This is a genomic window from Enterococcus sp. DIV0176 (genome assembly GCF_050528535.1).
Lineage (GTDB): Bacteria > Bacillota > Bacilli > Lactobacillales > Enterococcaceae > Enterococcus_B > Enterococcus_B thailandicus.
In genome coordinates, this window is the sequence record NZ_CP172879.1 from 1,298,705 (window position 1) to 1,314,879 (window position 16,175).

General features: G+C 35.0%; 15 protein-coding genes and 1 riboswitch. Of the genes, 11 read left to right on the plus strand and 4 right to left on the minus strand.

Translation table 11 applies throughout. The features are described 5' to 3' along the window. Window positions 1-37: 37 nt before the first annotated feature. Entirely contained in the window at window positions 38-1,462 is a 1,425-nt protein-coding gene (locus tag IGJ66_RS06110) for a glycoside hydrolase family 1 protein (protein ID WP_430617001.1), read from the minus strand. A 174-nt stretch (window positions 1,463-1,636) separates the two neighbouring features. Here IGJ66_RS06110 and IGJ66_RS06115 point away from each other — a divergent pair, with 174 nt between their 5' ends. The 3 genes from IGJ66_RS06115 to thiT all read left to right on the plus strand — a co-directional run bounded on the left by IGJ66_RS06115 (window position 1,637) and on the right by thiT (window position 4,690). Continuing rightward, window positions 1,637-2,350 (plus strand): GntR family transcriptional regulator, encoded by a 714-nt coding sequence (locus tag IGJ66_RS06115; protein WP_067481926.1) that lies wholly within the window; start codon window positions 1,637-1,639, stop codon window positions 2,348-2,350. 170 nt (window positions 2,351-2,520) lie between these two features. Next, window positions 2,521-3,840, plus strand: a complete 1,320-nt coding sequence (locus IGJ66_RS06120; RefSeq protein ID WP_430617002.1) for a PTS sugar transporter subunit IIC — start codon at window positions 2,521-2,523, stop codon at window positions 3,838-3,840. Window positions 3,841-3,972: 132 nt separating this feature from the next. Beyond that, a riboswitch (TPP riboswitch) is annotated at window positions 3,973-4,074 on the plus strand. Between the two features lie 55 nt (window positions 4,075-4,129). Continuing rightward, window positions 4,130-4,690, plus strand: coding sequence for an energy-coupled thiamine transporter ThiT (thiT, locus tag IGJ66_RS06125; RefSeq protein ID WP_067481930.1), 561 nt, complete (start codon window positions 4,130-4,132; stop codon window positions 4,688-4,690). Window positions 4,691-4,754: 64 nt separating this feature from the next. Here the strand turns inward: thiT and IGJ66_RS06130 are convergent, their stop codons facing one another. Further along, on the minus strand, window positions 4,755-5,591 hold the full coding sequence (locus tag IGJ66_RS06130; RefSeq protein WP_067481932.1) for an AraC family transcriptional regulator: 837 nt from the start codon (window positions 5,589-5,591) through the stop codon (window positions 4,755-4,757). A 135-nt stretch (window positions 5,592-5,726) separates the two neighbouring features. On the opposite strand from IGJ66_RS06130, the gene IGJ66_RS06135 reads away from it, so the two are divergent. After that, window positions 5,727-7,469, plus strand: a complete 1,743-nt coding sequence (locus tag IGJ66_RS06135; RefSeq protein ID WP_430617003.1) for an ABC transporter ATP-binding protein — start codon at window positions 5,727-5,729, stop codon at window positions 7,467-7,469. After that, on the plus strand, window positions 7,469-9,250 hold the full coding sequence (locus tag IGJ66_RS06140) for an ABC transporter ATP-binding protein (RefSeq protein ID WP_430617004.1): 1,782 nt from the start codon (window positions 7,469-7,471) through the stop codon (window positions 9,248-9,250). Before IGJ66_RS06135 ends, IGJ66_RS06140 begins: the two co-directional genes overlap by 1 nt. Window positions 9,251-9,687: 437 nt before the next feature. Here IGJ66_RS06140 and IGJ66_RS06145 read toward each other — a convergent pair whose 3' ends face one another. After that, window positions 9,688-9,837 carry a hypothetical protein gene (locus IGJ66_RS06145; protein WP_169819312.1) on the minus strand — a complete coding sequence of 50 codons (150 nt, stop codon included), beginning with the start codon at window positions 9,835-9,837 and terminating at the stop codon, window positions 9,688-9,690. A gap of 114 nt (window positions 9,838-9,951) precedes the next feature. Next, on the minus strand, window positions 9,952-10,254 hold the full coding sequence (locus IGJ66_RS06150; protein ID WP_271027114.1) for a DUF2316 family protein: 303 nt from the start codon (window positions 10,252-10,254) through the stop codon (window positions 9,952-9,954). A gap of 170 nt (window positions 10,255-10,424) precedes the next feature. On the opposite strand from IGJ66_RS06150, the gene IGJ66_RS06155 reads away from it, so the two are divergent. The 6 genes from IGJ66_RS06155 to IGJ66_RS06180 all read left to right on the plus strand — a co-directional run bounded on the left by IGJ66_RS06155 (window position 10,425) and on the right by IGJ66_RS06180 (window position 16,116). Further along, complete coding sequence (locus IGJ66_RS06155; protein WP_067481941.1) at window positions 10,425-11,159, plus strand: ATP-binding cassette domain-containing protein; 735 nt, start codon at window positions 10,425-10,427, stop codon at window positions 11,157-11,159. A 3-nt stretch (window positions 11,160-11,162) separates the two neighbouring features. Further along, entirely contained in the window at window positions 11,163-12,806 is a 1,644-nt protein-coding gene (locus tag IGJ66_RS06160; RefSeq protein WP_430617005.1) for a hypothetical protein, read from the plus strand. A 187-nt stretch (window positions 12,807-12,993) separates the two neighbouring features. Further along, complete coding sequence (locus IGJ66_RS06165; RefSeq protein WP_067481945.1) at window positions 12,994-13,194, plus strand: cold-shock protein; 201 nt, start codon at window positions 12,994-12,996, stop codon at window positions 13,192-13,194. A 272-nt stretch (window positions 13,195-13,466) separates the two neighbouring features. Then, entirely contained in the window at window positions 13,467-14,762 is a 1,296-nt protein-coding gene (locus IGJ66_RS06170; RefSeq protein WP_430617007.1) for a sensor histidine kinase, read from the plus strand. Between the two features lie 145 nt (window positions 14,763-14,907). After that, complete coding sequence (locus IGJ66_RS06175) at window positions 14,908-15,066, plus strand: AgrD family cyclic lactone autoinducer peptide (RefSeq protein WP_430617008.1); 159 nt, start codon at window positions 14,908-14,910, stop codon at window positions 15,064-15,066. A gap of 312 nt (window positions 15,067-15,378) precedes the next feature. Further along, entirely contained in the window at window positions 15,379-16,116 is a 738-nt protein-coding gene (locus tag IGJ66_RS06180) for a LytR/AlgR family response regulator transcription factor (protein ID WP_067481947.1), read from the plus strand. Window positions 16,117-16,175: the final 59 nt, after the last annotated feature.

Sequence of the window (16,175 nt, forward strand, 5' to 3'; positions counted from 1 at the left end):
GTTGATGAATGAGTCTGAGCTACAGGGACATAATTGTTTAAAGAACTAACAAATCAATATCGTAATTAAATCCATTTTCATCACTTAGTTTTTTATAAAATTCGCCACTTTTTTTGATTGTTCTTTTTTGAGTAGGTAGATCTAAGGAAACTAGTCCGTAACGATTTTTGTACGAATTGATCCATGACCAACAATCAATAAATGTCCATAAATGATAACCTTTGATGTTACAGCCGTCATCAATTGCTTTCCAAAGATAAGCTAAGTGGTCTCGAATAAATTCAATCCGATACTCATCAATTACTTGTCCATCTTCATCCATAAATCGTTCTTCGTTTGCAACACCCATGCCATTTTCAGAGATAAATGCTTCAATATTTCCATAGTTATTCTTGATATCCATACATAAATCATAGATTCCTTTTTCATAAATTTCCCAACCACGATATTCGTTCATACGACGCCCGGGCATTACATGATTTTCAAAGAACCATTCAGGTAGGAAGGGGCTTTCGGGATTGATTGCTGTTAGACGAGCTTTTACTCTGCGAGGTTCATAATAGTTCAATCCTAAAATTTGGGCGGTATTCGCTTGAATCGTTGCTAAATCCTCCTGAGTAAAGTCGAGTGGTAACTGATCATATTCGGTTAAAAGTTCAACTAGTTTGGGCGGGAAGTTTCCTTTCACCATTGGATCTAAAAAGCTTCGTGTATAAAATAAATCTGCAATCTCCGCGGCTCTGACATCAGCGGAATTATTACTTCTTGGAAAAGTTGGGCTAAGATTTAAAATGACACCAATCTTGCTTGATAAATTATATGTTTTAAAGACTTCGATTGCTTTCGCATGAGCTAAGATCGTAAAAAATGCGGCTTGGCTTCCGCGTTTAAAGTCAACCAAATTGGGATAGTGGAAGTCTTCTAAATAAGAGCCTAAGATTGGGCCAAGTGGTTCGTTAAACGTAAACCAGTGAAAGACTAAATCGCCAAATTCTTCAAAACACGTTTTTGCAAAATGGACATAAGCCTCAACAACATCCCGTGACTCCCAACCACCTTGATCCTGTAACTTAGCAGGCATATCAAAATGATAAAGATTAGCAAAAACTTTTATTCCGTTTTTATTCATTTCAGTAAATAAAGCACGATAGAAAGCAATCGCTTGTGGATTCACTTCTCCTACACCATCTTGCGGAAACATTCTTGCCCAAGAAATAGATACTCGAAAAGAATTATGTCCGGTTTGTTTCATCAATTGAATATCTTCTTTATAACGATGAATGTGATCGGTTGTGATTTCTGAGCTGATTCTTTGATAGAAGCGATTAGGTTGTTCTTTATACCAACGTTCCCACACCGTTTCAGCTTTTCCTGTTTCGCCACGACCTTCAGCTTGTTCAGCAGACCACGCAGATCCCCACCAAAAATTTTCTGGAAAGGATAATTTTTTGATTGTACTCATTGATAGACCTCCTTTAAATTCATACCAATCATAACACCGCTTTCAAATAAAATAAACATCTTTTTATAAAAATATATACTTTTACGACAGGAGCTTATTTTTTTTAGTTAAAAACAGCTGAAAGTATGGTAAAGTATATGAGAAGCTATTGTTTTAAGTGAAAGGAGGATAAGTATGAAACAGATTCCCAAATATATGGAGATTTATTTAGATGTTAAGCGAAAAATCATGGATGATAAATATCAGGTTGGAACAAAATTGCCGACTGGTGACCAATTGGCGGAAGAATACGGAACAAGTAAATTAACTGTAAAAAAAGGAATTGATTTATTAGTATCCGAGGGCGTGTTGCGAACACGTAGCGGATTTGGGACAGAAGTCTTACGTAAACCAATTGATAATTCAAAAGTTTTCGGTCCAAACGAAGGTTTATTGAGCGCGATGGGAGAAGAACATGTTGACTCTGAAATCCATACTTTTTCGATTGAACTTCCTTCAAAAGAAGTGGCGGAGATGTTGGAAATCAGCGAAAAAGATTATATTTACAATATTATTCGAAGTCGATTTATAGACCATCAACCTTATTCGATTGAACAAACATTTATGCCATTGGCTGTTATACCTGGATTGGAACCTAAGCATTTGAAAAAATCAGTTTATGCTTATATCACAGACGAATTAAATTTGGAAATAAAATCCTCTCATTTATGGATTAAGGGAGATATCGCCAATGAGTTTGATGCAAAAATTTTAAATATCGAGCCCGGTGAATTTATGATTGAAGTAGATAAAGTCGTCTCTTTGTCCTCAGGAACGCCGTTTGAGTATTCGTTATCCAGACATATCTATAAGGACTTTATTTTTGAAGCAATCTTTGTTGAAAAATAAAAAATCGGATATGCAATCAAAATAAACAGCAAGTTAAGCTTAACTTCTTGCTGTTTATTTTTTATTTTCGACAAAAGTATATATTTTTTAAAAAAGATATTTACTTTATTGGAAAGACGAGTTATTATCTAGGTGAAAGCAATCGCTTACAAATGAAGGGGGAGAGTTTTATGGGTAAAAATAAAAAAGAGATCATTCTTGAAAAGTTTGGGATGGTCGCAACAAAGTTAGGAAACCAGATTCACTTACGAACGTTGCGAGATGCATTTGCAACATTCATGCCTTTTATGATGCTGGCAGGATTTGTCACTTTGATTAACTATGTCATATTGGAGCCGACCGGTTTTCTAGGTCACTTTATTCGACCGGCTACTTTATCTACAATTCAAGAAATCGGAATTTCAATTAGCAATGGTACACTTAGCATTACGACATTGTTAGTCGTAGCAGCAGTTTCTTATCATATGTGCGTTAGCCGCAATTATCAAAATTCAATCGCTGCAGTGTTGGTTGCTATTTCTACTTTTATTGTCCTTACACCAATGGTTACGATGTTCACTCCAGAGAACAGTCAAAAAGCAATTGAAGTGAGTGGAGTGATTCCGATTGCTTACACTGGAGCTTCAGGCATGTTTGTCGGTATTTTTGTTGGTCTCGCAGCAACAGAATTGTTTATTAAGTTATCTAAAAATGAAAAACTTCAGATCAATTTATCTGGAAATATTCCACCAGCTGTTTTGAAATCATTTAATGTCTTGATTCCGATTATGTTGACGATCACAGTATTTGCGATTGGTTCATTTGCTATCAATCAGTTGTTCCATATGGATGTCAACACATTGCTTACTACGATCATTACAAAGCCTTTAAGTAAAATCACTACTGGACTACCAGGATTCTTATTGTTAACATCTATTGCAAATCTATTTTTTGGTTTCGGAATTCATCAAGCTGTCATTTCAGGTTCATTATTAGATCCATTCTTGATTCAAAATATGCAAGAAAACATGGCTGCGTATGCAAATAAAGAAGAGATTCCTCATATCATCAATATGGCATTCAAAGATACTTTTGCTGTAATGGGCGGCTCTGGTAATACAATTGCTTTACTTATTGCGATTTTTATTTTTAGTCGTCGTAAGGACTACAAAGATTTTGCTAAGTTATCTGTTACACCAGCTATCTTCAATATTAGCGAGCCGATTATTTTTGGGTTACCAATCGTCTTTAACATTAGTTTGATTATTCCATTTGTTTTAGCACCAATTTTTTCGTTAACCGTCGCCTATTTTGCGACTGCAGTTGGATTGATCAATCACGTCGTTGTCCAAATTCCTTGGACGACACCACCAATCATTTCTGGTTTCTTAGCGACTGGAGGGGACTGGCGTGCTGCAGTTCTTCAAGTGATAATTATTGCAGCTAGCGTGTTCATCTACTTACCATTTTTACGTATTGATGAAAAAGTTACGTCTGATATGACAAAATAAAGTTCAGAAATCTTAAAAAAGCGAACAGTTCAATGGTTCGCTTTTTGATTTGCTTAAACAAAAAAATTCTTTTCACTTCTGACGAAAGAAAAAATATGTTATGCTAGTCGGGTAAGTAAAAAATAATAGAATCTACTCACAAAGGGGAGCCTTTCGAGGCTGAGAATGAGTTTACTCTAAACCCTCCGTACCTGTTTCGGTCATACGAACGTAGGAATTGTGACGAGTGGAAGTGTAGCTAACACTTCTCCTTTGTGAATTGTGGTGATTCTAAAGGAGGAGTTTTTTTATGCATTCAGAAACAAAAGTTTGGATTGAGGGGACAATTATCGCAGCATTAGCTATGGTGCTTTCATTGATTCCACTAGACATTGGAAGCAGTTTTACTTTGTCGATCGGGCAAATTCCAATAACTATTTATGCTTTACGTAGAGGTCTCAAGGCAGGGTTAGGTGCTGGCTTGATTTGGGGTCTATTACACTTTTTAATGGGGAAAGTTCAATTTTTAAGTATCCCACAAGTTTTAATTGAATACCCAATTGCATTTACCTTTGCTGGATTCGCTGGATTGTTTACTTTATCTTTGCATCGCGCAATGGTGAATGGAGAGACAACCAAAATTTATGGAATCCTAATTGTCTCATCGGTGGTTGGAACCTTTACTCGCTTTTTCTGGCATTTTGTGGCTGGCGGTATTTTTTGGGGAGATTACGCACCAGAAGGTATGAACCCTTGGCTTTTTTCATTTGTCATGAATGGCGCAAGTGGCCTTGCTACTGCAATCGCCGTAGCAATCGTTGTCGTTATATGTTATCGAGTTTCACCAAAATTATTTGATCCTTTGAAGTAAAAAGGAACTGAAAATAAAAACTCTTAAAAGACTCGGGATGAACAAGTCTTTTAAGAGTTTTTTGTTATGCCAGTGATTTCTTTGCTAGTTGTGAAGGAGAGACACCGTAATATTTTTTGAAGAGCTTACTAAAATGATACGCATCTTGATAACCAACAGCTTGAGAAATTTCTCGGATAGTTAGTTGCTCGTTTGCTAGTAGTTCCTTGGCATGTTTTAGCCGAACTTGGATAAGATAATTGATGGGGCTCATACCTGTAGACTCTTTAAAAACTTTTGATAAATACGTAGGACTAACATACAACGTATCAGCTAATTGCTCTAAAGTAATTTCTTGCGTGTGATGGTTTTCTAAATAGTAAATGGCATGATTGACTAAATACTGTTTTCGTTTGGCATTTTTTGAAAGGGCTAGAGTGACCGTATTATCTTGCACTTTTTCTAGGCTTCTTAAAATAAGTACTAACATTTCGATAATTAACGCTTTGACCATTAATTGAAACTCAGGTTGCTCTTCACTATATTCTTTAACTAGACGCCACGCTTTGTCGAGAAATTCCCATTGGTATTCCCCAAGATTAAGAATTGCTTTTTTAGTTGGTAAGTGATTTCTCTTTAGTCCGTCTAATGAAATATTCGTTAAACCAATATGAAGTTGATGTGAATAAGTTCCTGTTCTTTGTTCTTCACCGTGATGGGTGCCAGGGTTAAAAAGCATAATTTGACCAGCATTTAATTGAAATTCTTGTTCCTCGATGGTGTAGTTCGCTTGGCCTTCTAAAACAATACTGATTTCTAGAAAATCATGGGTGTGGATGTCACTTTTGTTTCCTTGCTCATTCCAAGGATCAAAAGCGTAAATAATTTCTGGGTTAAATATTTGGGCATTTGCATAACTCATAAATGAAAACCCTTTCTTGTGGATTTGATAATATTGTACATCAAAACAAGTAAGAATAACCATTTTCTTTCAAATTTATTAAAGATAAGCTAGTACTTGATTGAGAAAAGGCTTTCGTATAGGAGGGGAAATAAAATGAGCAATTATCAATGGATTTGGCAATATGTAAAGAAGTATGCAAATAAAGGATTTCTGGCAATTATTTTTTTAATAATCAATGCGCTTTTAATTGTAGTCAACCCATTAGTGGCTGGTGAGATTGTCGACAAAGTAATTGAAAAAGGTGAAGCTGATTTATTGATTCCTTTATTAGCATTAATGATTGGTATCACGATTTTTCGAACGATCATCCGATATACTTATCAGATTTTATTTGAACGTATTGGTCAGAACAGTTTGTTTGAATTACGACAAGAAATGTATCAAAAGTTACAAGAACTTGATTTTGATTTCTTTAATCACACTCGAGTTGGGGACATTATGGCTAGAATGACTGGGGATACAGACGCTATTCGTCATTTTGTTTCGTGGGTCGTTTATAACATCATTGAATGTATTTTATGGTTCAGTATTGCTGTCATCCTAATGGCAACAATTAATTGGCAATTGATGTTGGCGTTGGTTGCAATCACACCAATCATTTTCTTGCTTACCCAGAAGATGTCAAAGCAAGCACGACCAATCTTTTTTGAGATTCGTGAAAGTTTTTCCCGTTTGAATTCGATGGTTGAGGAGAACATCGGGGGAAATCGAGTCGTCAAAGCTTTTGCTAGAGAAGACTTTGAAATTCAAAAATTCGTTGAGCACAACGAAGATTACAAAGTACAAAACATGAAATCAGCCGAGGTGTCTATGAAATACTTACCTTGGTTAGATGGACTAGCTGGAAGCTTGAACGTGATTACGTTGATTTTAGGCGGGTTATTTGTTATTCAAGGAAAGATGACCTTGGGTGATTTGATCGCATTCAATGGCTTTTTATGGATGCTGAATCAGCCGATGAGAATGAGCGGCTGGTTGATTAACGATGTTCAACGTTTTTCGGCAGCTTGTATCAAAATTCGTCAAATGTTAGGAACCAAACCACAAATTCCTGTATTGACTCATGATGAAGCAAAAAAAATCAAAGGGCATGTTGAATTTAGAGATGTTTCATTCCATTTTTCTGATGACCCAAATACATTAGTTTTGAAACACATCTCATTTAAGATTAGTCCAGGGCAAACGATTGGTATTTTAGGGGAAACAGGTTCTGGGAAAACAACGTTAGTTAACCTAGTTGGTCGTTTTTATGATCCAACTTCAGGTGAAGTCTTGATTGATGGAAAGAATGCAAAAGAGTACCCTGTTCGTCAATTACGTGAAAACATCTCGATGGTTATGCAAGATGTCTTTTTATTTTCTAACACGATTGAAGATAATATTGCTTTTGGTAATCCTTTAGCAAATGAAACGTACGTCCAACAAATGGCACAGATTGCTGATGCACATGAATTTATTTCACGGATGCCCGAAGGATACGAAACAATTGTAGGTGAGCGTGGTGTAGGACTTTCTGGCGGACAAAAACAACGCATTTCTTTAGCAAGAGCTTTAACGAAAGACCCATCAATTCTTATTTTGGACGATACGACTTCAGCTGTGGATATGGAAACAGAATTCAAGATCCAACGTGAGTTAACACAACTAACAACTGAAAAAACAACATTCATTATCGCTCATCGTATTTCTTCTGTTCGTGAAGCTGACTTGATTCTAATGATGGAAAAAGGACAAGTAATTGAGCAAGGAACGCACAAAGAATTACTGGAACAAAGAGGGCGCTACTATGAAGTTTACCAAAAACAATTAGGTATCAAAGAGAAGGAGGGGAACTAATGGCACGTAATAAATTTGATGTGGATGAAACACTGGAGCAAGAATTCAATTGGTCACATTACCGTCGCTTAGCCATGTATGTTAAACCCTATAAAAAAGCGATTTTCAAGGCTTTGTTCGTCATCATTCTTGCCAATACTGCCGGGATGTTGGGACCTTACTTTACCAAAATTGCCATTGATGATGTGATTCCAAAAGGAAATACCACATTATTGGTCCAAATAAGTGTGATCTTTTTAATTTCGCTAGTGGTCATTGGCTGGTGCATGCGTTATCGAATTTATGCAATTACCGAGATTGGTCAAGATATTTTAAAAGATATGCGTTATGCAATCTTTGAACATCTACAACACTTACCATTTTCCTATTTTGACAATCGACCTCATGGGAAAATTTTGATTCGTGTCGTTAACTACATCAATACGTTAAGCGACCTGCTAAGTAATGGTCTGATTAACTTGATTTCAGACATTTTCAATGTGCTAATTACTCTAATATTTATGCTTTTTATTGATGTCAAATTAACCTTGTATAGTTTAATTTTACTGCCAGTGTTATTTGTGATTGTTATGGTCATCAAAACGAAACAACGTAAAGCATATCAAGTGTTGAGTAATAAGCAATCAAATTTAAATGCGTATATTCATGAAAGTATATCCGGTATAAAAATCACACAATCTTTTGCTCGTGAACAGGAAAACTACGAGATTTTCAATGAAGTCAGTGATGAGTATCGTTCCTCCTGGATGAAAGCTGTCAAGGTTCAGTTCATGCTGTGGCCGGGAGTTCAAAATATTGCAGTAATGACAACTTGCTTGATTTATTTTGTAGGTATTCGTCAAATCGGGGTTAATGTTACAACAGGGACATTGATTGCGTTTATCGGTTATATCAACAATTTTTGGAATCCGGTAATCAATATTGGAAATTTTTATAACTCACTGATTACTGCAACAGCTTACTTGGAACGGATTTTTGAGACAATGGATGAAGTACCTGATATCCAAGATGAACCAAATGCACAGATTTTACCACCGATTAAAGGAAATGTTACATTCGATCACGTCACATTCCGTTATGAAGAAGGCAAGAATATCTTAAATGATGTTAACTTCCATATTAACGCAGGTGAGAGTATTGCGTTAGTTGGCCCGACAGGCGCGGGGAAAACAACTATTATTAATCTTTTGAGTCGCTTTTATGACGTTAATGAGGGAAGTGTCCAAGTGGATGGTCATGATGTTCGGTCAGTCACACTCGCTTCATTACGAACACAAATGGGCGTCATGCTACAAGATACGTTTGTTTTTTCTGGGACAATTATTGATAATATTCGTTACGGAAAGTTAGATGCAACAAAAGAAGAGATAATTGCAGCTGCTAAAATCGTTCGAGCGCATGATTTTATCAAAGAGCTAAAAGATGGCTACGATACCGTTGTCGAAGAAAGAGGTAGCACACTTTCTGCGGGACAACGCCAACTAATTTCTTTTGCCAGAGCGCTATTGGCAGATCCAAAAATTTTGATTTTGGACGAAGCCACTTCAAGTATTGATACTAAAACAGAAGAATTACTACAAGAAGGTTTGCAGCAGTTATTGAAAGGGCGCACTTCCTTTATTATTGCTCACCGATTATCGACAATAAAAAATAGTTCTCAAATTTTTTATGTCGCAGGTGGGAAAATTGCAGAAGCAGGGACACACGAAGAATTGATGGAGAAACAAGGTCTTTATCATCATTTGTATCAATCACAATATGATTTACTTCAAACAAATTGATAACGAAAAAACAGCAAGGAGCGTACGAGGCAGTTCGTATCTTCTTGCTGTTTTTCTTGTAAAATGAACGATAGCCCTCTCTGTTAAGAGAAGGCTATCTAACTAATCAATATTTATTATTCTAAAGTTGGTGGTGACTATTACTAACAATTAATTTTTCTCATTTAAACGATGTATTCCCTAACCTCTAATACATCCTTGTAACTCCAAGGTTACGCCAGTGTTGATTAAATTTCATCAAACAAATTAACAATTCGCGATAAAAATATTTTTCGTGTTAAGAATAATATTAGCAGGGAATATCCTTAATAGCAAGAAATCTAATTACAAATTAAAGAAAACTGAAGAAATAGCAGAACCAAAAAAGCACCTACTGTATTCATCCAGTAGGTGCTTTTAATGACTAGAACTGCAATCATTCATATGAGATATCTCTCCTATAGGGATTTTTTCAATTCTTGTACAGCTTGTTCAATCGTGACACCTGTAGCTACGTGGTTTGCATTGTCTTTATCAAAAACGATAAATAGATTCAAATCAGTATTTAAAGTAACACGATATTGTAAGTTTTTGTTATAGAATGTCATAATTCATTCTCCTTTCTTAAATCTTAACGAAAGGCAACTACTACGTTGATAACGAAATTCCACAAGTAATATAACATAAAAAAGAAAAAACAGCTAGTAAAGAGTTTCTTAAGATTAATCCGTGAGTATTCTTTTTTCAATCTTTCTTGTGTCAAGGAACCAATAATCATGATAATCGCCAATTAAAGCAGAGAAAGGAATAGGTGTTTTTCCTTGCTCAATTAATTTTTCGATTAAATAATTTTTTAGAATCCAAGGTTCTTCGATTGTAGCTGGTTGTAGTAGCAAAATGGCTTCTACTTTCTCCGGAGAAGTTCTTAATTCATCAGCAATTTCTTGAGTCGATGAACCTAGTAAAGCAAAGTTTTCTTGAAATTCATTTAGTGTATTTATTTGTTGCTGTTTTGTTAAAGACATCAGACCATCTCCTTGATTTAATAGTAGAAATAATAGTCCTAATAAATGAAAAATACAAGTAAAACCTGTGATTAAACGTGATTCACTATTGGAAAGCTTAACAATATGCAGTAAAGTAAAATTAGCAAGGAAACGAGGAAGACAAGAACAAAAAAATTATGAGGTGAACAATGAAATTAGTATTGGAAAACATAACGAAAAATTTTGATGAAAAAGTGATTTTTGATGATGCTAGCTTTACCTTTGAAAAGGGAAAAATCTACGGTTTGCTTGGACGAAATGGTTCTGGGAAAACAACCTTGTTCAATTGTATTTCAAAAAATCTATTACTTGATAATGGAACGATTGGCCTTGAAAAAAATGGCATTCTCAACACAGACTATGACAATACTGAAATCGGTTTTGTTTATACGATGCCACATTTACCAGCATTTATGACAGCATATGAGTTTGTGAAGTTTTTTATTGATATCAATCAAGATCGGATTGAAGAAATCAAACGGCCAGAAAATTATCTAGATTCAGTAGGGATCGAACGTCAAGACCAACACCGTTTGTTAAAAGATTTTTCTCACGGAATGCAAAACAAAGTACAGCTTTTGGTTTCACTTATGGTTCAACCACCTGTTTTATTATTAGATGAACCATTAACGTCTTTTGATGTTGTTGCCGCCCACGAGATGAAAGAGTTGATTTTAAAGATGAAAACGAACTCGGTTATTATTTTTTCGACTCATATTTTACAATTAGCACAAGATCTTTGTGACGAAATCGTGTTACTACACCACAAAAAATTGATTGGTATTGCATCAGATAAGATTCATGACCAAGATTTCGAAGAGGAAATCATTGATCTGTTGTCTGATAGAGAAGAACGGCCTACTTTTACAAAGGAAGAGGCGTAGTCTATGAACCGGATGTTTGATTATTTGCGCGACTATTGGCAATTAGAACAAGTTTCAGTCACTAAAAAGGTCAATGGCCTTGTTTTTTATTCACGAAAAATACCTGTTATTGGAAAATTCATACCTACTCGTTTCTATCAAAGTTATGAATTGAAACAAATTTTAACCGTCATTGGTTTGATAATTGAAAATATCCGCAGTATTCTCGCCAAAGGTTTATGGTTGGCTCTTTACTATGGACTCGCGATACTATTGAGCGGAGCAGATTTATTTTCCGGTAAAGCATTTACTCACCACACTGGCAACCTTGGTTTATTTTTGTGGTTCATGGTAGTGGCTGTTTTGTTTAATTTTTATGATGGGTTCGTTATCTCAGGAGAGAAAAGAATTGTTGACTTTATTGAACATTTCCAACGTCCTAAGCAGAGGATCATCCGTGGATATAAACTAACTGACAGCTTTATTCATGGCCTAAGATATCTTCCTGCTGCCATCATTTATGGTTTTGCTACCGGTGAACCGATTAAAGTAACTTGTTTTATTTTTTTAACGTATGTTGGTTCTCGCTGTTTTTATCTTTATTTAGGTAGAATTATTTTCACTTGGCACTTATCAAAGCGCCAACGGGTGATTTTTGGTAGTGTAGTGACTATTGTTGTTATTAGTAGCACGGTGATTCTTGTCTGGGAAAAATTAGCAGTAGCTGTGCTAGCATTTTTCCTTTCTTGGGTTGGAATCACGCTATCCATCGTTTTTCTCATCTTCAGTTGGTATGCTTTACTCCACTTTAAAAGGGAACTGGACTATGTCTTTTATTGGAGTGAGATGACTACTTTGTCGAATGTTGCCAGTCAAGAACTTGCTTCTGGTAAAAGTTATCTTAGTGATGGGTTAGCCATGCAGAAAAAATTAGTGATGAACCAGGAGGAACGATTCGCTCATTTAGATGGTAACCAATATCTGAATGCTTTATTATTTAGTCGGTATCGTAAAATACTGAACCGTGCTTTTCGATTACGTGTGTATACGATAGTTGCTGCATTAATTGTTGTTGTTATTCTTAGTTTCTTTGATGTTAGAGAAGCCTTGACTGAAAAAGAGATGACAAGAACCTTAAGTCTGCTATTTTTTATCATGTATGTCATGAGTTTTGGAAAGAAAGTCGTTCAAATGGTCTTTGTTAACTGTGATGTAGCGATGCTCTATTATCCATTTTATCGTGAAGCAGGAACAATCATTCATGGATTCAATTACCGTTTCAAACAGACTTTTTTCTACAATGGTTTATTATCAATCGGAATTTTTAGTGTTTATCTCCTTTTATCGGTGCTTAATGGGTTCTTTTTATCTTGGACATTTTTTGGTGTTTTAGCCTTATTATTACTGGCATTATCTGCCTTATTTTCATTTCATGAATTATTTATCTATTACTTGATTCAACCATTCACTAGTGAGATGGAAGTGGTCAGTCCGCTGTATAAAATCATTGCCATACTTTTTTATTGGATAGCGTATGGGAATCTACAATTAAAAGTATCAGGATTCTTTTATGCAATCATCGTGTCGGTGGCTTGCTTACTCTATGTCGGGATTGGTTTCGTGATTATTTATAAAAAAGCACCTAAAACATTTAGAATCAAAGATTAATTCCAAAGAAAAATAAACTTATTAGCAAAAAGGTTGCTTTCAGCCAGTGCCCATGGTATAGTAAACAAGTAATTTATTTTGAAACGTAATTTGAGCTGTATGGCACATTATACAAAACTCCTTTTGCTTATCAACAATTAATTGCAACAAAAAGCGTACTTGATACGTAATTAGGAGGAACTATAATATGAATAACGGTACAGTAAAATGGTTTAACGCAGACAAAGGTTTTGGATTTATCACTGGTGAAGATGGAAATGACTTATTTGCACATTTCTCAGCTATCCAAGGTGAAGGTTTCAAAACTTTAGAAGAAGGTCAATCTGTGACTTTTGATATCGAAGAAGGTCAACGTGGACCTCAAGCAACTAACATTGTAAAAGCTTAATTATTACATTGACTGTTAACCGTCTCGTCTGAGGCGGTTTTTTTGTGTCTTTATTTGGGTCGAATATTTTTCTATATCTACTAAAAAAAGCAAGACATTACAGTGTATTATTTATGTAATATTTACATTTCTGAACGATCCATAATTAATTGTGCTTTTTTTATAATAACTTGCGTTTTTTTGATATAATAGATATGGCTCAAAATAGTTAGCTATAATCAAAAGAAATGTAAACAAAACGGTTGTAGTTAGGGAAATAGGGGGAGAATATTTTGGGAATACCTAGTTTCATCATTTTGGCTATGATCGTTGGACAGTTAGCAAGTATGTTATTTGTCCTAGGCTATTTCAACGATGAATTAACAAATAAAAAATATCTATTGTTTTGTGTTGGGATCATGATAATTTGTATACCTACATATATGACGTTTGATGTGGTTTCTACTGGAATGTCCTGGTTATATATGTGCGCCACATTACTATATTTCAAGCGAGGGTATTATTGGTCTTTTTTCTCAGCCTCATTATCGATTTTACTGTATATCTTTGCTGATAATTTGTTTGCTACTGGGCTTTATGCAGTTGGAATTGATTCTGATACGCAAGTGAATCAGGTTCTTCGTTTGGTAATCAACACGTTGATCTACTTTTTACTCGCTTGGATGTTCAAAAAAATTGTTATCAAAAAGTATTTGAATAATGATCTCATCTTGAAAGTTAGTACAACCATCGTCACATTGACGTTTATGATGTACTTTTCTCTAATCGTAATTGATCGCTATCCCTCATTAAACGAGTATTTTGGACATGCAAATGCGTTTTTTCTTGTTTTGTATGGAATATTGTCTGCGTTGATTTGTTTTTCAATCATCTTTATCAAACAAGCGGAATACGAAGCAAAAGAGCAAAGAAACCGAATGAATTATTTGATTGATTACAGTGAACAAATCGAGAAAAACTATTCAGAACTCAGAAAATTTAAACATGATTATAAAAACATTCTGATTTCTTTAGAAGATTACATCGAAAATAATGATGTAACTGGTCTGAAAAACTATTTTTACTCCAGTATCAAAGGAACTGGGACAATCTTTGATCAAGAAATCTTGAAAATGGCATCCGTTAGTCATTTAGAAATTAGAGAAATCAAAAGTATTATCATCAGCAAACTGTATAGTGCATATGAACAAGGAATTCGCGTTAATATCCATGTGCCAAAAACAATTGACAAAATTTCAGTTCCATCGCTGATTCTAGTTCGGATGCTGGGAATTATTTTAGATAATGCGATTGAAGAGTCACAAAATGTCGACAACCCTGAAATTGAACTAACGGCGACCATTCATAATCAGGCTTGCTTGTTTATCATTAGCAATCGTTGTCAAGCGGACATCCCTAAACTACACGTTTTGAAACAAGCAAATTTTTCAACTAAATCACAGAATCGTGGGATTGGTTTAACAAACTTAGACGAATTGGTTCAAGCCCAACCCAATGTGTATTTAGAAACGAAAATTGACAACAATCAATTTATTCAAATCATTACAATTTTTGAGAGTTCGATGTAAAAAATCAAAAAAGTGCGCACTTTTTCTTAAAAAAGGCGCACTTTTGATTGTTTAAGGTCTATATCATTTTTCTTATTATAATTTTTATAGATAGTAACAAATTATATTGTTGCTACTTTGATTATTAGACTAGGGGTGGAGACGGATGATGAAAAAATTTTCAAATGTGAAGTTTCAAATGTTAAGTATGGTATCTGCTGTTGCATTGGTTGCCTATGAGGTAGCTACTACAAGTGGTATTTGTTTGCTAATGACTTACGAACCAAAAATGCCAGAAGCTTTGAAAAATGAAATGGAAAAATAATTACCTTTAAGAGCTTTTGCCAATAAGGTGAATGCTTTTAATCGTAGTTGTTTTATCGACATAGCATTGTCAGCCGACAGTGTTATGTCTTTTTTTATGAGCTTTTGATTGGTATTCGGTAAGCCTTTTTTGTGATGGGTTGCCTTTTTCAGAATAGCGTTTACTATGAAGATAGACCTATTGAATTACTTGAGAAGTATTTCACAAAATAAAACAAAACTATGATACAATAATTTACCCAAGCGCTAAAAGTTTGGGCGTTTCGCTTAATAATAAAGCGGTAAAAATGAGAGATGAAGTGGGGCGATAGCTGTGTTGAAAATCTTTGTTTGTGATGATGAAACAGTTCATAGAAATCGAATTACCAAAATTGTAAAAAACTATCTAATGATGATGGATTATGATATAGAATTTGCCATGGAGACTCCTGATCCTAATGATGTTTTGAACTTTATTCGTAAGGAACGAACAGAAGGACTCTATTTTTTAGACATTGACCTCAATGCCGAAATGAATGGAATCATGTTAGGTGCAAAAATCCGCGAGTATGATCCGACTGCTAAAATTGTCTTTATAACTTCTTATAGTGATATGGCTTATTTAACTTTTGTTTACAAAGTAGAAGCTATGGATTACTTAGTAAAAGACGACTTTGAAGAATTACAGAAAAAAGTGATTAGCTGCATTGACACTGCGATGCAACGTTATATGAACACAGAGCTTCCTAGTCGTGAACAGATTCGAATCAAAAGTGGTGTGCTGGACATTAAATTATTCGTAGACGAGATTTTATTTTTCGAATCGAGCCAAACACCGCATAAGCTGATTATTCATTTGGATAACAGAATGGTCGAATATACTGGAAAAATCAAAGATGTGGAGAAATTCAGTCAATCGTTTTATCGCTGTCACCAATCTTATGTAGTGAATGTCAACAATATCAGTCGGATTGACAAAAAGGAACGCGTAATCACAATGGTCAATGACGAGGAGTGCCTAGTGTCTACTCGTCACTTGAAAAAACTAGTTGATCGTTTTAATCAAAAATAAACTTAACACTTTTGCTGAAATAACTAACACTTATGAGTTTGCTTTCTCTCACTTTCAAC